The sequence below is a fragment of the Azotobacter salinestris genome (assembly GCF_009363155.1).
In the GTDB taxonomy this organism is placed as follows: Bacteria; Pseudomonadota; Gammaproteobacteria; order Pseudomonadales; family Pseudomonadaceae; genus Azotobacter; species Azotobacter salinestris.
In genome coordinates, this window is record NZ_CP045302.1 from 1,464,833 (window position 1) to 1,480,656 (window position 15,824).

General features: G+C 60.7%; 18 protein-coding genes. 7 read left to right on the plus strand and 11 right to left on the minus strand.

Going from position 1 to position 15,824, the window contains the following annotated elements:
- Nucleotides 1–29 precede the first annotated feature (29 nt).
- From GCU53_RS06870 to rpoE, 5 genes are read right to left on the minus strand one after another with little or no spacing between them, the layout of a single operon-like run.
- A complete protein-coding gene (locus tag GCU53_RS06870; RefSeq protein ID WP_152386949.1) occupies nucleotides 30–1,451 on the minus strand; it encodes a DegQ family serine endoprotease in 1,422 nt (473 codons plus the stop codon).
- An 11-nt stretch (nucleotides 1,452–1,462) separates the two neighbouring features.
- Nucleotides 1,463–1,933, minus strand: coding sequence for a SoxR reducing system RseC family protein (locus tag GCU53_RS06875; RefSeq protein WP_152386950.1), 471 nt, complete (start codon nucleotides 1,931–1,933; stop codon nucleotides 1,463–1,465).
- Nucleotides 1,930–2,883 (minus strand): MucB/RseB C-terminal domain-containing protein, encoded by a 954-nt coding sequence (locus GCU53_RS06880; protein ID WP_152386951.1) that lies wholly within the window; start codon nucleotides 2,881–2,883, stop codon nucleotides 1,930–1,932. Before GCU53_RS06880 ends, GCU53_RS06875 begins: the two co-directional genes overlap by 4 nt.
- An 8-nt stretch (nucleotides 2,884–2,891) precedes the next feature.
- Nucleotides 2,892–3,479, minus strand: coding sequence for a sigma-E factor negative regulatory protein (locus tag GCU53_RS06885; RefSeq protein WP_152386952.1), 588 nt, complete (start codon nucleotides 3,477–3,479; stop codon nucleotides 2,892–2,894).
- Between the two features lie 32 nt (nucleotides 3,480–3,511).
- Entirely contained in the window at nucleotides 3,512–4,093 is a 582-nt protein-coding gene (gene rpoE, locus GCU53_RS06890; RefSeq protein WP_152386953.1) for an RNA polymerase sigma factor RpoE/AlgU, read from the minus strand.
- 280 nt (nucleotides 4,094–4,373) lie between these two features.
- Between rpoE and GCU53_RS06895 the strand changes: the two genes are divergently transcribed.
- Nucleotides 4,374–5,354, plus strand: a complete 981-nt coding sequence (locus tag GCU53_RS06895) for an IS5 family transposase (protein WP_152385958.1) — start codon at nucleotides 4,374–4,376, stop codon at nucleotides 5,352–5,354.
- Nucleotides 5,355–5,646: 292 nt separating this feature from the next.
- Nucleotides 5,647–7,263 (plus strand): L-aspartate oxidase, encoded by a 1,617-nt coding sequence (gene nadB / locus GCU53_RS06900; protein ID WP_152386954.1) that lies wholly within the window; start codon nucleotides 5,647–5,649, stop codon nucleotides 7,261–7,263.
- Here nadB and GCU53_RS06905 read toward each other — a convergent pair.
- Entirely contained in the window at nucleotides 7,232–7,684 is a 453-nt protein-coding gene (locus GCU53_RS06905; RefSeq protein ID WP_152386955.1) for a protein YgfX, read from the minus strand. The genes nadB and GCU53_RS06905 overlap by 32 nt on opposite strands.
- Nucleotides 7,668–7,922, minus strand: coding sequence for an FAD assembly factor SdhE (locus GCU53_RS06910; protein ID WP_152386956.1), 255 nt, complete (start codon nucleotides 7,920–7,922; stop codon nucleotides 7,668–7,670). Before GCU53_RS06910 ends, GCU53_RS06905 begins: the two co-directional genes overlap by 17 nt.
- Nucleotides 7,923–8,042: 120 nt before the next feature.
- Between GCU53_RS06910 and ygfZ the strand changes: the two genes are divergently transcribed.
- A complete protein-coding gene (gene ygfZ / locus GCU53_RS06915; protein WP_152386957.1) occupies nucleotides 8,043–8,984 on the plus strand; it encodes a CAF17-like 4Fe-4S cluster assembly/insertion protein YgfZ in 942 nt (313 codons plus the stop codon).
- Between the two features lie 27 nt (nucleotides 8,985–9,011).
- On the opposite strand, the gene ung is transcribed toward ygfZ, so the two are convergent.
- A complete protein-coding gene (gene ung / locus GCU53_RS06920) occupies nucleotides 9,012–9,710 on the minus strand; it encodes a uracil-DNA glycosylase (protein WP_152386958.1) in 699 nt (232 codons plus the stop codon).
- A 601-nt stretch (nucleotides 9,711–10,311) separates the two neighbouring features.
- Between ung and GCU53_RS26760 the strand changes: the two genes are divergently transcribed.
- Nucleotides 10,312–10,572, plus strand: a complete 261-nt coding sequence (locus GCU53_RS26760) for an acyl-CoA dehydrogenase family protein (protein WP_152386959.1) — start codon at nucleotides 10,312–10,314, stop codon at nucleotides 10,570–10,572.
- Between the two features lie 178 nt (nucleotides 10,573–10,750).
- Nucleotides 10,751–11,563 (plus strand): enoyl-CoA hydratase, encoded by an 813-nt coding sequence (locus GCU53_RS06930; RefSeq protein ID WP_152386960.1) that lies wholly within the window; start codon nucleotides 10,751–10,753, stop codon nucleotides 11,561–11,563.
- 107 nt (nucleotides 11,564–11,670) lie between these two features.
- Here the strand turns inward: GCU53_RS06930 and GCU53_RS06935 are convergent, their stop codons facing one another.
- The gene (locus GCU53_RS06935; protein WP_152386961.1) at nucleotides 11,671–12,141 is read right to left on the minus strand and encodes a hypothetical protein; all 471 of its coding nucleotides are present in this window, start codon (nucleotides 12,139–12,141) and stop codon (nucleotides 11,671–11,673) included.
- Between the two features lie 464 nt (nucleotides 12,142–12,605).
- On the opposite strand from GCU53_RS06935, the gene GCU53_RS06945 reads away from it, so the two are divergent.
- Both GCU53_RS06945 and GCU53_RS06950 read left to right on the plus strand, forming a co-directional pair.
- Nucleotides 12,606–12,827, plus strand: a complete 222-nt coding sequence (locus tag GCU53_RS06945; protein WP_152386963.1) for a cysteine-rich CWC family protein — start codon at nucleotides 12,606–12,608, stop codon at nucleotides 12,825–12,827.
- On the plus strand, nucleotides 12,817–13,509 hold the full coding sequence (locus GCU53_RS06950) for a pseudouridine synthase (protein WP_152386964.1): 693 nt from the start codon (nucleotides 12,817–12,819) through the stop codon (nucleotides 13,507–13,509). The genes GCU53_RS06945 and GCU53_RS06950 overlap by 11 nt, the downstream gene beginning before the upstream one ends.
- A 145-nt stretch (nucleotides 13,510–13,654) precedes the next feature.
- Here GCU53_RS06950 and groL read toward each other — a convergent pair whose 3' ends face one another.
- Both groL and GCU53_RS06960 read right to left on the minus strand, forming a co-directional pair.
- Nucleotides 13,655–15,295, minus strand: coding sequence for a chaperonin GroEL (gene groL, locus GCU53_RS06955; RefSeq protein ID WP_152386965.1), 1,641 nt, complete (start codon nucleotides 15,293–15,295; stop codon nucleotides 13,655–13,657).
- Between the two features lie 46 nt (nucleotides 15,296–15,341).
- Complete coding sequence (locus tag GCU53_RS06960; protein ID WP_152386966.1) at nucleotides 15,342–15,635, minus strand: co-chaperone GroES; 294 nt, start codon at nucleotides 15,633–15,635, stop codon at nucleotides 15,342–15,344.
- Nucleotides 15,636–15,824: the final 189 nt, after the last annotated feature.

A 15,824-nucleotide genomic window follows, 5' to 3' on the forward strand; every position in this document is an offset into this window, starting at 1 on the left:
GAACCGCCCTTCTTCATGCCCGGAAAACTTCACTCAGCCAGCTTGAAAGTGATGAAGCTGGCTCGCCCCTGACGCAGCACTCGCATGGATACCGACCGGCCTTTCGGCAACGCACTGGCCACTTCGGCAAAGGTCTTTGCCGAGTCGATCGGCTGATTGTTCAAATGAGTAATCACATCGCCAGATCGCAATCCGATCAGTGCTGCCGGACCGTTCAGCACTTCGCGAATAACCACTCCACCCTTGAGATCAAGGGATTTTTTCTGCTCAGGCGTCAGCTCGGTGACAGTCACGCCAAGACGATTGCTGCTTTGCTCTGCACCTGCGATGCTCGGCTGGACCCCGCTTCCCTCCTCAGGCAAGGCCCCAACCGTGATGGCAACGCTTTTCCGCTTGCCGTCACGCACCACTTCGAGATTGGCCTTGGCCCCCGGCTTGAGCCCTCCGACCAAATGCGGCAGATCAGCCGACATCACGATGGGATGGCTGTCCAAGCTGAGAATGACATCGCCGACCTGCAGACCGCCCTTGTCCGCCGGTCCATCCTCGAGAACCTGGGCGACCAGCGCCCCGGCAGGCCGCTCCAGACCAAAGGATTCGGCCAGATCCTTGTTCACCTCCTGAATGACCACACCCAACCAGCCGCGGGCAACCTTGCCAGTGGCCTTCAACTGGTCGGCCACTCCCATGGCAACCTCGATGGGAATGGCGAAGGACAAGCCCATGAAGCCACCCGACCGGGTAAATATCTGGGAATTGATACCTATGACCCGACCTTCCAGGTCGAAGAGCGGTCCGCCGGAGTTGCCGGGATTGATGGCTACATCGGTCTGGATAAAAGGCACATAACTCTCGTTCGGCAGACTTCGCCCCGTGGCACTGATGATACCTGCCGTCACCGAATGATCGAAGCCGAAGGGCGACCCGATGGCCAGAACCCACTCCCCTACTTTCAACTGGTCGGTGCGCCCCAGCTTGACAGCGGGGAGATTTGCGCCTTTGACTTTCAGCAGAGCCACATCGGTCAGAGGATCGGCCCCGACCAGTTCGGCCTCGAGTTCGCTGCGATCGGACAATCGCACGATGATTTCATCGGCATCGGCCACGACATGGTTATTAGTCAGAACATAGCCATCCGAAGAGATGATGAACCCTGACCCCAGGGAGTGTGCCTCACGCTGCCGACCGTTGTTCGGCGTGCGCGGGATCTGGGGGATATTGCGCTCCAGGAATTCCCTGAAAAGCGGCGGAAGGCCTTCGAGATCAGGCATCCCCTGAATCATCGCGCGATCGGGAAGCTTCTGCCGGGTACTGATGTTGACTACCGCTGGCGACGCTTCCTCCACCAACGCGGTAAACTCCGGCAGTTGCGCCTGCGCGAGCAGCGACTGCCCGAACAACAGGGCACCCGCCAATACGGAGGCGAAGGACTTAAAACCAACTTTCAACATACTTCCTCCACTCAAAAAGCCGCACGCCCGGCTTGTCCTTCGGATATACCGGGCAAGGCACGCAGCACCACTGGCTGCAATGCCGGATCGTTCATCTGGCGTCGACTTGCTCTGCGCACCATGCCCCAAGCAAAGGCAAACCCCAGGAGGCCGGCGAGGATCACCGCCGACTCGCCGAAACCGAGCTGCTGAATGGCAATGGCACAGATAAAGAGGGCCAGCAAGGGTAGCAGGTAGACCGAGAAAGCGCTGCGCAGCAGGAAATCCTCCCGGATACCGACCACTACGGAGTCGCCAACCTGAAGAGGAATGACAGACAAGGCACGAATGTGCCTAGATCGCCTTCCCGCCCCCAGCCACTCGAGCAGTCCTCTACCACAACTGGCGCTTGCCGTGCAGCCAGAGCAGGTGGTTTTACTCGAGGCCTCGACCCAAACAGCCCCATGCTCGATCGCCACCACCCGGCCCTGCTCTTCAATCATCGATCAGCCTGTTCCTCGCTTGCACGCATTGATAGGGCTATGCGCTCGGCCGTTCCCAAGGGGACTTCGCCAATGACGGTAACCATCATATCGCCATCTGCAGTCGACATGCGCTTGGATACCGCAACAGTCGGCCCCAACTGACTGCGAGCATCCTCGACAAGAGGGCTATGCAGTGGCTCGATGAATACCGAGAAACGCGCCAGACCATCACCGTACATCAAATAGGTAATGGTTTCACCTGAGACAGGACTGGGCTGGGTGTGCATGCTACGCAGAGCGAAGCCTGGCGGCAGCCACTCGGAGCGCCAAACACCCTGCTTGGGACTCGCAGCCTGAAGAATTTCGACGGGACGGCAGGTCGGCCCCGGCTCCAACTTGTCTTTGGTCAGTGGCGTGGACGTATCCAATTGAGTGAACTGCAGCCGCTCGAGTAGCAGGCCTTTCTCGTTCAGGAGGAGGGACTTGAGAGGGAGAGCGGTTTCGCTGTCGAGATGCAACTCGAAGCCATACCGATACTGATCACGCGGCAGGATGGTTAACACCACAGCAGTTCGACCAGCGACCCGCGACTCGCCGACCATTCGAATCTCATACCACTCGGCGAGCCTCTGCGGCTCAAGGGGTCGGGGCGGCCAGGGCCCAGCCCCCTCGATCAATTGGTCAGCCAAAATACTGCTGCCGCACAGGAGGCGTCCATCAACACGTACGACCTCCACGGGCGCACCATCCAACCTCAGAAGGCGCTCTCTCGACTCGCCATTCTGGCCAGCCTGATGCCATATCGCATGGGTGGAAAAACTGCCATTACGCTCGTAAACGAAGATGCCTTGAAAACTTTGCTGCCTCTCCGCCTTCAGTAGACGACTCAACCAATTCTGCGCATCGGCAGCATGTACAGGCATCGCCGCCAGGCTGCCAGCGAGCAAGAGCAGAGAAAAAAAACGCATGCTCCTCCTCAGCGGTTTTCCAAGCTGGCCGCACGGGCATAGGGCAAGGCACTCTCAGCCCCATTCACAGCCGACTGCTGCACATGCTGACGAAGGTACGCCGGAAGTCTTTTTTCATGCCACTCCGAATCCTTACCCTCCTCCTTGGACGCGGGCTCCTGCGATTGTGCGGCACCTTCGGTGTAGCCGGCCAGGATCGGCGTTCCCTGCACCTGGGGTACCGACAGGGAGGGTTGCGGCGCATGCTGGGCTAGTTCGGTACCACTCATCTCGCTCTGGTTATACAGACGAACGCCCGCCAGCACCGCGACAGTCACCGAAGCCGCTACCGCTATGCGACCAACCACTCCCCACGAGAAGATCCGGGCTTTGGGTGCCGCCTCTGCGGCCAGGGCGGCCGAGACACCAGCAGCAATATCCAAACGCGTCTCCAACAACTCCTTGTGCATGGCCGCGCGCGCCAACTGATAACGCGACCAAGTAGCGCGCAACTCGGCATCATCCCTGCTGGCAGCGAGCACACGATGCAACTCCACCTCGTCCGCCTCGTCATCCATCACTGCGGACAGCGATTCATACAGGGCTTCTCGACTCATGACGATACCTCTCTCGGCAGACGGCCGCAGTCTCAGGTTTCCTGCAGTAATGGCTGCAGCGCTTTGTCTATTGCCTCACGCGCTCGAAAGATGCGTGAACGTACAGTTCCAACCGGACATTGCATGACACTGGCAATATCTTCGTAACTCAACCCATCGAATTCGCGCAGCGTCAGTGCCGTACGCAGATCTTCCGGCAGTTGCTGGATGGTTCGATGCACCGTGGCCTCTATTTCATCTCGCAGCAAAGAGCGCTCCGGCGACTCGATATCCTTGAGAGCATGATCACCCTCATAAAACTCGGCATCCCCTGCGTTCACATCGCTGTCGGGAGGACGTCGCCCACGAGCCACCAGATGATTCTTCGCAGTATTGATGGCAATACGGTACAGCCACGTATAGAAAGCGCTGTCACCGCGAAAATTGCCTAGCGCACGATAGGCCTTGATGAAAGCCTCCTGAGCGACATCCTGAGCCTCATGGGCATCATGCACGAAACGCACGATCAAACCGAGAATCTTGTGCTGGTATTTCAACACCAGCAAATCGAATGCTCGCCTGTCACCACGCTGCACCCGCTCGACCAATTGCTGATCCTGCTCCTGGTTTAACATGAGTACTCCTCGTTAAACCCTAGGGGGCATAGCATCAGACGCCGGATCACCTTGTTTCCATTGACACGGGTATTAAGCAAAAGTTCCCCCCCCAAGCGCGGCCTCCCGCAGAAAGCGAACAACTCCGAATGGATCAAGTAACCTGAACTACCCGCAATGGGAATAGTCACTCACTGGGCTAGCCCTGCTCCTCTCTGAGCTTTCACTGTCGCTAAGGAAATCCTGAAAAAGACTTCCCGATTCTGGTGAAATACACCCGCTCCCTTGTCCGAGTTTCCCGATGAAGCAACTGTCCTTCGCCGATGCCGAGTATGCCGGCAAGCGCAAGCAGACCCGCCGCGAGCGCTTCCTGCTCGAGATGGACCAGGTGGTGCCGTGGCAGGGGCTGATCGCCCTGATCGAGCCCTACTATCCCAAGGGCGAAGGCGGTCGGCCCGCCTACCCGCTGGCAGCCATGCTGCGCGTGCACCTGATGCAGAACTGGTTCGGCTACAGCGATCCGGCGATGGAGGAAGCGCTGTACGAAACCACTCTCCTGCGCCAGTTCGCCGGCCTGAGCCTGGAGCGCATCCCGGACGAAACGACCCTCCTCAACTTCCGTCGCCTGCTGGAGAAGCACGAACTGGCCGGGGGAATACTGGAGGTGATCAACGGCTATCTGGGCGAGCGCGGACTGTCGCTGCGCCAGGGCACCATTGTCGACGCCACCCTGATCCATGCGCCGAGCTCGACGAAGAACAAGGACGGCAAGCGCGACCCGGAAATGCACTCGACGAAGAAGGGCAACCAGTACTACTTCGGCGCAAAAGCTCACATTGGTGCCGACGCTGAGTCGGGTCTGGTGCACAGCGTGGTGGTCACGGCAGCCAACGTGGCAGATGTCACCCAAGTCGACCAACTGCTGCATGGCGAGGAAAACGTAGTGAGTGCCGATGCGGGCTATACCGGCGTAGAGAAGCGCCCCGAGCATGAAGGTCGGCAGGTCATCTGGCAGGTCGCGGCCCGGCGCAGTACCTACAAGAAGCATGGCAAGCGTAGCGCCTTATACAAAGCGATCCGCAAGATCGAGAAGGCCAAGGCCCAGGTACGAGCCAAGGTCGAACATCCGTTCCGCGTGATCAAGCGCCAGTTTGGCTACACCAAGGTGCGCTTCCGGGGATTGGCCAAAAACACGTCACAGTTGGTGACGCTGTTCGCCTTGTCGAATCTGTGGATGGCGCGCCGATATTTACTGGCGAATGCAGGAGAGGTGCGCCTGTAATGCGGGAAACGGTTGCTGCGACGTGCTCGCGGCAGCTAAAAAACGCAGAAACGAGCGGGTGATCTGATCGTTTTTGATCGATTCTCCGCTTTCAAAGTCGGCGGGGGGCTGAAGTCAGCCAGAAATACATGACTACTTCAGACCATCCCTAACCGGTATGCCATCCTGTTGCAACCGGTTATTGACTCCTGAACGTGTGCAGAGTTCCCCTCACAGCTCTGCGGCCAGGTCGGCGATTGTGCCAAGCCCGACTTTCTCCTACTAGCCTTTGTTTTCCCCGGATTTTTTCGACATGAGCCAACATTTTCAGCATGATGTTCTGATCATTGGCAGCGGCGCGGCCGGCCTGACCCTGGCACTCAACTTGCCGCCCCACCTGCACATTGCCATCCTGAGCAAGGGAGAGCTCTCCAATGGCTCGACCTTCTGGGCTCAAGGCGGCGTGGCCGCCGTACTGGACGACACCGACACCGTAGAGTCTCATGTCGAGGATACATTGATCGCCGGCGCCGGCCTCTGCCGGGAAGATGCTGTACGCTTCACGGTGGAGCATAGCCGGGAAGCCATCCAGTGGCTGATCGAACAGGGCGTTCCCTTCACCCGCGAAGACCCTACGGCACGCGACGACGGCGGTTTCACATTTCACCTGACCCGCGAAGGCGGCCACAGTCACCGGCGCATCATCCATGCCGCAGATGCCACCGGTGCCGCCATCTTCAAGACCCTGCTCGCACAGGTACAAACGCGACCGAACATCGAACTGCTCGGACAACACGTCGCCATCGACCTGATCACTGAAAGCAAGCTCGGCCTGCCGGGCAGGCGTTGTCTCGGAGCCTACGTCCTCAATCGCCAGAGCGGCGAAGTCGACACCTACAGTGCACGCTTCACCGCGCTGGCCTGCGGCGGAGCAGCCAAGGTCTACCTCTACACCAGCAATCCCGACAGCGCCTGTGGCGACGGCATTGCCATGGCCTGGCGCGCCGGCTGCCGAGTGGGCAACCTGGAGTTCAACCAGTTCCACCCGACCTGCCTTTATCATCCGCAGGCCAAGAACTTCCTGATCACCGAAGCCTTGCGCGGCGAGGGCGGGCTGCTCAAGCTGCCCAACGGCGAGCGCTTCATGCCCCGCTTCGACCCACGAGCCGAACTGGCTCCTCGGGACGTCGTCGCACGCGCCATCGACCATGAAATGAAGCGACTCGGGATCGACTGCGTGTATCTGGACATCAGCCACAAACCGGCGACCTTCATCCAGTCGCACTTTCCAACCGTCTACGAGCGCTGCCTGGACTTCGGCATCGACATTACCCAAGCGCCCATTCCGGTGGTCCCTGCCGCCCACTACACCTGCGGTGGCGTCGTCGTCGACAACCATGGACGGACCGACGTTCCCGGCCTCTACGCCATCGGCGAAACCAGCTTCACTGGCCTGCATGGCGCCAACCGCATGGCCAGCAACTCCCTTCTCGAGTGTTTCGTCTATGCGCGCTCGGCAGCCCTCGACATGCTTGAACAGATGGCGGATATCGGGCTGCCGAGCAATCTGCCAAGCTGGGATGCCAGTCAGGTCACCGACTCCGACGAGGATGTGATCATCGCGCACAACTGGGACGAGTTGCGGCGCTTTATGTGGGACTATGTCGGCATCGTACGCACCAGCAAGCGCCTGCAGCGCGCGCAGCACCGAGTCAAGCTACTGCTCGACGAAATCGACGAGTTCTACAGCAACTACAAGGTCAGCCGCGACCTGATCGAGCTACGCAACCTGGCCCTGGTTGCCGATCTGATGATCCGCTCGGCCATGCAACGCCATGAAAGCCGAGGCCTGCACTACACCCTCGACTATCCGGACCTGCTGCCCGAAGCCCGCGACACTATTCTGGTGCCGACCACCTACGTCGGCTGAACCTCAGCCGCACCCGCAATTGACGATGGATATCCCGCGCCAGCGCATCGCGCGGGATGCACACGCTCCTCACCTGCCACTCCCCCGGCAGACGAAAACGAAGAACGACCGCCATTGGCAGGGCCAGGCTGTCCGGCCGCAACTGCACGGGCTGCCAGCCCATGCGCACACTCCACAGCTGCCAGCTGCAGGCAGCGCAGCGCACACCTCGGAAGGCCGCGGAATGGGAGAGCAGGATCTGCCTGGGCAGGCACCAGACCGCATGCGCCAGACACAACGAGCCACCGAGCAGGCGCCCCCAGGAAGGTATATCGGCCAATGCGAGGGAGCCCAGGGCAAGCGCCTGGGTAGTCAGATAGGCCGCCAGCAACTGCCGCGAAGGCTGCCAGCGGCACTCGAAGACATCACTTGGGTTGGACACGATCCAGAATCATGTTCACCATGCGGCGCAAATCGGGATCGGCCGGCTCTTCCCGGCGCATGAACCAGCCGAACATGTCTTGATCCTCGCAGCTCAGCAGCTTGCGGAAACGGGCCTGATCCTCGGCATTCAGCGCGGAGTAGGCTTCCTTCACGAAAGGCACCAGCAGCACGTCCAGCTCCAGCATGCCGCGCCGGCTGTGCCAGAAAAGTCGGTTGAGTTCGATATCGTCGGCCATGGGATGGGTTCCTTGAAAGAAGGCTGCATTATAGCGGCGTTGCAACGCGACGACACCGCTGACAAGGCATGGACCGGTCTCTATGATGACAGCTACTCCTTATCAATTGCAGTGATGCTCATGGCCGACTCCGCTTTCTTCTGTCCGCTGATCCACGAAGGTGTGCTTGCCGTTCGTGGTCCGGATGCCGATAAATTTCTGCAGGGACAACTGACCTGCAACCTCAATTACCTGAAGGACGGCAGCGCCAGTCTCGGTACCCGCTGTACCCCAAAGGGGCGCATGGTCTCGAGTTTTCGCATCCTCCCCGACCGGGACGGCTTTCTCCTGGCCATGGCCAGCGAGCTGATCGAGCCTCAGCAGACCGATTTGAAGAAGTTCGCAGCCTTCTCCAAGTCTCAACTGAGCGACGAAAGCGGTGTCTGGAGCCGCTTCGGCCTCGTGGGCGGCGATGCCGCCCTCGCCGACCTGGGCCTGGATCTATCCCCGGAGGCTGGCCGGGTCGTCCGCAATGGAGCACTCATCGCCATCCGCCTGGAAGGCGGGCGCGCCGAGCTCTGGGCGCCGGCCGAGCAGGCTGAGACGCTGCGCATCCAACTGGCCAGCCGTCTGCCCCAAGCCCCGCTGGAACGCTGGTTGCTGGCGCAGATCCGCGCCGGGATCGGCCAGGTCTTCGGTGCCACCCGCGAGCTGTTCATTCCACAGATGATCAATCTGCAGGCGGTCGGTGGCGTGAGCTTCAAGAAGGGCTGCTACAGCGGCCAGGAAATCGTCGCGCGCATGCAGTACCTGGGCAAGCTCAAGCGCCGTCTCTATCGCCTGACGCTGGATGGCAGCGAAGCACCGGCGCCCGGCATCGAACTGTTCTCCCCCGTGCACCGCACCAGCGTCGGTGAAGTGGCTCTGGCCGCGCTGGCGGAAAACGGCGTAGAACTGCTCGCCGTGCTGCAGGAAGACGCCGTCGAGGATGGCCGTATTACCTTGGGGACGCCCGAGGGAGCGACCCTGCACCTGCTTGACCTTCCCTACGAACTGAACCACGAACTGGAGACCCAGCGCTAGGATAGCTCCACGCTCAGGGCTCAGGGCTCAGGGCTCTTCCGGCAGGCGCCAATCGATCGGTGTCAGCCCCTGCTGCTCGAGAAACTGATTGGCGCGGCTGAAGTGGCCGTTGCCGATGAAACCACGGTGGGCCGACAGCGGCGAGGGATGCGCCGAGCAGAGGATCAGGTGCTTGCTCGAATCGATCAGGCGCCGCTTGCTCTGCGCATGGGAGCCCCAGAGCATGAACACCACATGCTCCCGCCGCTGACTGACCACCTCGATCACCCGATCGGTGAAACGCTGCCAGCCCATGCCGGCATGCGAGCCGGCATTACCGCGCTCCACCGTGAGCGAGGTGTTGAGCAACAGCACCCCCTGCTCTGCCCAGCGCTGCAGATAGCCGTGCTTCGGCATGTCGATGTTCAGATCGCGCTTGAGCTCCTTGAAGATGTTCTGCAGCGATGGCGGTACAGGCACGCCCGGCTGCACCGAGAAGCACAGGCCATGGGCCTGGCCGGGACCATGGTAAGGGTCCTGGCCGATGATCACCACCTTGACCCGCCCCAGAGGCGTCGAGTCGAGCGCATTGAAAATCAGCGCTCCCGGCGGATAGATCTCCTTGCCGGCAGCCTTCTCCCGCCGCAGAAAATCACCCAGCTCCTGCATATAGGGCTTCTCGAACTCGTCGTGGAGCGCCTCCTTCCAGGATGCCTCCAGCTTGATACGATCCTCGACGCTGCCCATACCTTCCCCTCCTGCACATGACCGCGGCACGCTAAGAGAAGCCCCGCCACCAAGTCAAGGCATGGACCGACAATGAAAATCCGCCCCTATGCCGCTACGACAACATAAGAGGCCCATCCATCCCGGCTGCAGAGCACCTGCTCGGTCGCCATGAACACCGACCTCCAGTCACCCGGTCATGGCGCATAACAACGATAGACGGGGATAGCAGCGATGGAGCGCGACTCACCAAGGAACAACACCTGCGAATCGACAGGGGCAGACCTTCGCCAGCCATAAACGGTCACCTACGCACTACAGGGCAGCAAATCCCTCGCCTTCAGCGCCGGCAGCACCGATGCGCCAACTTTCATGACCTGCACCGACGAAGCGGGAGCATGCGGCATCTCTGCTTTCTGGTGCCGGCCGATACCGCAGGCATCCGCCACGGACGCAACGATCGGAAGAGGGGCTGGCGCTCCCTGCCGCCCCATACCCCTTCCCCCTCGAGGATGTGCGCAGCACTCCTGCAGTCAACCACATCGGTCCGAAAGGCCAGGATTCGTCTACATGGAGGCGATGGACCGGGGATTTCATATCGCCAGGGGCTCTTCGGTGTGGCATGGGTAGCGCCGGGCTACCTTGCGGATGCCGACAATTCGCCAAGCCGTCGACCGAGCTCCAGGCCCTGCAGCTCAAGCTCGCCGACATGCTCACTCGATCCACCGCCAGCCGGCAGATGGTACTGCTGGCCAGCGACCGGCTGGACCGTGGGCATCCGCAGGCTACCCTTCTTTTATTGTGCGATGGCCAGGCGCTTTGCCACCGACCAGTGCCTCGAAATCCGGACGAGGTCCTGCAGCGTCACGGCGGCTCCGGCTAGCTGAACGCTTATCCGCAGGAGCCTCGGGTACACAACAGCGACGCACACCAGCCCCCGAAGACACCAATGGAATCATGCGAGTGATCATCGTCCGCCATGCGCTGGAGAAGGGCAGCACGCTGGAGCGACCGTCACCATCCGGCCACAGCTCTTTCCCGCGCCACTCAAGGAAAACGCCATGAGTCATGCCGTAGAAACCTACCATTCCGGCCTCTTTGACCTGACCCACAAGCTGACAGTGGAAAAGCACGGGCATACCGCGCTGATCACCATTAACCATCCGCCGGCCAACACCTGGGACCGCGACTCGCTGATAGGTCTGCGCCTGTTGCTCGAGCATCTCAATCGCGACGACGACATCTATGCCCTGGTGGTGACCGGGCAGGGAGATAAATTCTTCAGTGCCGGCGCCGATCTCAAGTTGTTTGCCGATGGTGACAGGGCCCGGGAGATGGCCCGTCGCTTCGGCGAGGCCTTCGAGGCACTGCGCGATTTCCGGGGCGTCTCCATCGCCGCAATAAATGGCTATGCCATGGGGGGCGGTCTGGAATGCGCGCTGGCTTGCGACATCCGTATTGCCGAGCGCCAGGCCCTGCTGGCCCTGCCGGAAGCTGCCGTTGGCCTGTTGCCCTGCGCTGGCGGCACCCAACTGCTGCCCTGGCTGGTCGGCGAGGGCTGGGCCAAGCGCATGATTCTATGCGGTGAGCGGGTGGACGCCGGAACCGCCCTGCGTATCGGACTCGTTGAAGATGTGGTCGAGCCTGGCGAATCCCGCGGTCAAGCCCTGCTGCTGGCGGCGAAAGCAGCCCAGCAGAGCCCGGTTGCGGTTCGCACTATCAAGCCTCTGATCCAAGGGGCCCGCGAGCGCGGGCCCAATGGCTGGCTGGCGGAGGAGCGCGAACGTTTCGTCGATCTCTTCGAGGCAGAAGACACCCACGAAGGCGTCAGTGCCTTTCTTGAGAAGCGTACACCACAGTGGCGTAACCGCTGATAGCCCTCCAACCCCGAGGCGCCGGGATACTGGCTTCTCAGCGCAGGACAACCTTTCGACTGCCCCCAGTCGAGGTTGTGCCGATATGTCAGGAATACCCAGGGGAATCAGTCGGGCCAGCCGTCCCGATCATGTCGCTCATGCCAATTATCTCGCCCCGAATGCCGATGGGGATGATGCCGATCCCAATCGGCGTGCCTGTCCCGGCCGATACGCTGCTTCCGCTTGCTCTCGATCATGCGCGAATAGCCATCGCGCCGCTCATCTTGATAGGCAGGCGGCTTGCGCCACTCCTGGCGATGTCCATGCTGCTCCACCTGACGCCCGTTGTAATAGGGAATCACCTTGCGCCCCGAGTGCCAATCCCGATGGTCTGCACGGGGCCGGTAGCGATGACCCGGACGATGCTCATGATCCTCGTGCATGCGGTATCGATAGGCGCCGTCGTAAGAATGATAGGGATACTCCCCATGACCGCGATCGGAGTAATGGCGATGACTGTCATGGTCGTAATCGTGTGCAGCGCATCCGTTCAGAAACAGGCCCAGCAAGGCGACCAGCAGAGATCTGCGTAGCATGATGGATGCTCTCCTAATGCAGCGAGGTCAGCATATGCTGACCCCCGCTAGATGGCATCCTTTTGACATCGAAAGGGTACTCTCGTTCAACAGTTACCCTTTTTGGCCTGTCCAGGCGGGCAGAAATGTCCACTATGTCCCCCATGACGACCACCCAGATCAAGATGCACGCCATCACCAACCTCAGCGCGAACACCAGGCGCACTAATACTGCACCCGCTCAGCAGCAAAACTGCCCCCAAAAGACACAGCGACAAGCCACGCATAGGAAACTCCTCGTATTCTCTTTAATAAATAAAAACCAATAAAAACAAAAAGTTAACATCAAAATTAGAGCATAATCTCAGAATTATTATGGTTATTCTAAACGCGAGAGCTTCCCCTTTGCCATTACCCTTCAGCGGACTTGTGCACTGGTTCGGTGAGAAATCCATCTTTAGCACCAAGATGGTGCAATTATTGTCATGAGCTCGAAAACGGATCCTCAGCACTGCCCCCTATGTGGCAATCCCAACACCTGCGCGCAGGCCAATCCCTCACAGGTACAAGCCACCTGCTGGTGCTTTTCCAAGACGGTCAGTCCTGCAGTTCTAAAGGCCGTACCGGCAGACCTGCGCGACCGCGCCTGCCTGTGCCCCCATTGCCTGCAAAGACTGCAAGACGAGACGAGCTCCGATGCGCCTTGACCGCTTTCTCGGCAATCAACCCTGCTTCAACCGCCGCGATGCCCGCCTGCTCCTGGCCCTCGGACAGGTGCGCGTCGATGGCCAAGTGGTCCGCGACGGGCACGTCGATGTCCGCGAATTCAGCCGGATCGAGCTGGACGGCAAGGTCCTGCAGCCTGGCAGGGCGGCGCGCTACTTCATGCTGCACAAGCCTGCAGGAGTGGTCAGCGCTACCTGTCATGAGCAGCACCGTACCGTGCTCGATCTGTTGGACGAGCCGGACAGACAGGATCTGCATCTGGCCGGGCGTCTTGATCTCGGCACCACCGGCCTGCTGCTGCTCACCAATGACGGACACTGGTCACGCCGTATCACCCACCCAAGACACAAACTGGCCAAGGTGTATTACGTGGAGACTGTCGAGCCGATCGACGAGGAATACATCGAGACATTCGCTCGCGGCCTCTATTTCGCCTTCGAGGGTCTCGTTACCCAGCCCGCCCACCTGGAGCTGCTCGGTAGCCGCAGTGCCCGGCTGACGCTGTTCGAGGGGCGCTACCATCAGGTCAAGCGAATGTTCGGGCACTTCCGCAACCGCGTGCTGCGCCTGCACCGGGAAAGCATGGGGCCACTGCAACTGGAGCCGGAGCTGGCGCCCGGCCATTACCGCGCCTTGACGCAGGAGGAAGTCCAGTTGATTTGAGGGGAAACGCCCAGAGAACCGGGATGACTCAAGGGAGGCAGACGGAACCCGTCCAGGGCGCAGACAAAAGCAAACGCCCCGAACAAGTCGGGGCGTCTGTGGATAGCAGTCCCTGCGCGAGGACAGGGAATCGGACGGGCAGGACTTACATCATGCCGCCCATGCCGCCCATGCCGCCCATGTCCGGCATGGCCGGAGCCGGCTTGTCCTCGACGATGTCGGCGACCATGGCCTCGGTGGTGATCATCAGACCACCGATGGAGGAGGCAGCCTGCAGCGCGGAACGGGTAACCTTGGCCGGATCGAGGATACCCATCTCGATCATGTCGCCGTACACGCCGCTGGCGGCGTTGAAGCCGAAGTTGCCGGAGCCCTGCTTGACCTTGTCGACCACCACGCTCGGCTCGTCGCCGGCGTTGGCGACGATCTGGCGCAGCGGCGCCTCGACGGCACGACGCAGCAGGGCGATGCCGACATCCTGGTCTTCGTTGTCGCCCTTCAGGCCCTCAATGGCCTGCAGGGCACGCACCAGAGCCACACCACCGCCGGGAACCACGCCTTCTTCCACTGCCGCACGGGTCGCGTGCAGGGCATCTTCGACGCGGGCCTTCTTCTCCTTCATCTCGACCTCGGTGGCAGCGCCGACCTTGATCACAGCAACACCACCGGCCAGCTTGGCCAGACGCTCCTGCAGCTTCTCGCGATCGTAATCGGAGGAGGTTTCCTCAATCTGCTTGCGGATCTGCGCCACACGAGCCTCGATGTCGACCTGGGCGCCGGCACCGTCAATGATGGTGGTGTTTTCCTTGTTCAGCACGACGCGCTTGGCATTGCCCAGGTGCTCCAGGGTAGCGCCTTCCAGGCTCAGACCGACCTCTTCGGAGATGACGGTGGCGCCGGTCAGGATGGCGATGTCCTGCAGCATGGCCTTGCGGCGATCGCCGAAGCCCGGAGCCTTCACGGCGGCGACCTTGACGATGCCGCGCATGTTGTTGACCACCAGGGTGGCCAGGGCTTCGCCTTCGACGTCTTCGGCGACGATCAGCAGCGGACGGCCGGACTTGGCCACGGATTCCAGCACAGGCAGAAGTTCGCGGATGTTGGAGATCTTCTTGTCGACCAACAGCAGCAGCGGGTTGTCCAACTCGGCAACCATGGTGTCGGGCTTATTGATGAAGTACGGCGACAGGTAGCCGCGATCAAACTGCATGCCCTCGACAACGGACAGCTCGTTCTCCAGGCCCGACCCCTCCTCGACGGTGATCACGCCTTCCTTGCCGACCTTGTTCATGGCCTCGGCGATGATGTTGCCGATGGACTCGTCGGAGTTGGCGGAAATGGTGCCTACCTGGGCGATCGCCTTGGAGTCGGCGCACGGCTTGGCCAGCGACTTCAGCTCGGCGACGATGGCGTGAGTGGCCTTGTCGATGCCGCGCTTCAGATCCATCGGGTTCATGCCGGCGGCAACGGCCTTCAGGCCTTCGTTGACGATGGCTTGGGCCAGTACGGTAGCGGTGGTGGTGCCATCACCGGCTTCATCGTTGGCCTTGGAGGCCACGTCCTTCACCAGTTGGGCGCCCATGTTCTCGAACTTGTCTTTGAGTTCGATTTCCTTGGCCACGGATACGCCATCCTTGGTGATGGTCGGTGCGCCGAAGCTCTTGTCCAGAACCACGTTGCGGCCTTTCGGGCCGAGAGTGGCCTTGACGGCATCGGCCAGGACGTTCACGCCTACCAGCATTTTCTTGCGGGCGGAATCACCGAACTTGACTTCTTTTGCAGCCATTTTGATCGTTCCTCAATCTTGGATTTTCTATGGAGACTCGCGGGAATCAGGCTTCGATGACGGCAAGGATTTCGCTCTCGCCCATCACCAGCAGATCTTCACCATCGACCTTGATGGTGTTGCTGCCGGAATAGGGGCCGAACACCACCTTGTCGCCGACCTTCACGGCCAGCGGACGGACTTCGCCGTTGTCCAGCACGCGACCAATGCCGACAGCGACGACTTCGCCACGGTTCGGCTTTTCGGCAGCGGAGCCTGGCAGCACGATGCCGCCAGCAGTCTTGGTTTCTTCTTCGCTACGACGAATTACGACGCGGTCATGCAGAGGACGAAGCTTCATTGTCGATCTCTCCTAGTTTTTTCTATTGTTTCAGCAACCGATGCCTTCATCGGCCCGTTAGTAAAAGCCGGCACTGCCGGTTGCGGCCCGCGGTGCGGGACCGCAGAAGATAGCCTGCCGTCCGACAGGAACCTTGCGGTGTCCGCTAGATGTGGGCACTCAAAAGCATTTCAAGGGCGGTATAAAAAA

Coding starts and splice junctions, on each gene's coding strand:
- GCU53_RS06870 (WP_152386949.1), bottom strand. CDS start 1,451: ATGTTGAAAGTTGGTTTTAAGTCCTTCGCCTCCGTATTGGCGGGTGCC.
- GCU53_RS06875 (WP_152386950.1), bottom strand. CDS start 1,933: ATGATTGAAGAGCAGGGCCGGGTGGTGGCGATCGAGCATGGGGCTGTT.
- GCU53_RS06880 (WP_152386951.1), bottom strand. CDS start 2,883: ATGCGTTTTTTTTCTCTGCTCTTGCTCGCTGGCAGCCTGGCGGCGATG.
- GCU53_RS06885 (WP_152386952.1), bottom strand. CDS start 3,479: ATGAGTCGAGAAGCCCTGTATGAATCGCTGTCCGCAGTGATGGATGAC.
- rpoE (WP_152386953.1), bottom strand. CDS start 4,093: ATGTTAAACCAGGAGCAGGATCAGCAATTGGTCGAGCGGGTGCAGCGT.
- GCU53_RS06895 (WP_152385958.1), top strand. CDS start 4,374: ATGAAGCAACTGTCCTTCGCCGATGCCGAGTATGCCGGCAAGCGCAAG.
- nadB (WP_152386954.1), top strand. CDS start 5,647: ATGAGCCAACATTTTCAGCATGATGTTCTGATCATTGGCAGCGGCGCG.
- GCU53_RS06910 (WP_152386956.1), bottom strand. CDS start 7,922: ATGGCCGACGATATCGAACTCAACCGACTTTTCTGGCACAGCCGGCGC.
- ygfZ (WP_152386957.1), top strand. CDS start 8,043: ATGGCCGACTCCGCTTTCTTCTGTCCGCTGATCCACGAAGGTGTGCTT.
- ung (WP_152386958.1), bottom strand. CDS start 9,710: ATGGGCAGCGTCGAGGATCGTATCAAGCTGGAGGCATCCTGGAAGGAG.
- GCU53_RS26760 (WP_152386959.1), top strand. CDS start 10,312: ATGGGTAGCGCCGGGCTACCTTGCGGATGCCGACAATTCGCCAAGCCG.
- GCU53_RS06930 (WP_152386960.1), top strand. CDS start 10,751: ATGAGTCATGCCGTAGAAACCTACCATTCCGGCCTCTTTGACCTGACC.
- GCU53_RS06935 (WP_152386961.1), bottom strand. CDS start 12,141: ATGCTACGCAGATCTCTGCTGGTCGCCTTGCTGGGCCTGTTTCTGAAC.
- GCU53_RS06945 (WP_152386963.1), top strand. CDS start 12,606: ATGAGCTCGAAAACGGATCCTCAGCACTGCCCCCTATGTGGCAATCCC.
- GCU53_RS06950 (WP_152386964.1), top strand. CDS start 12,817: ATGCGCCTTGACCGCTTTCTCGGCAATCAACCCTGCTTCAACCGCCGC.
- groL (WP_152386965.1), bottom strand. CDS start 15,295: ATGGCTGCAAAAGAAGTCAAGTTCGGTGATTCCGCCCGCAAGAAAATG.
- GCU53_RS06960 (WP_152386966.1), bottom strand. CDS start 15,635: ATGAAGCTTCGTCCTCTGCATGACCGCGTCGTAATTCGTCGTAGCGAA.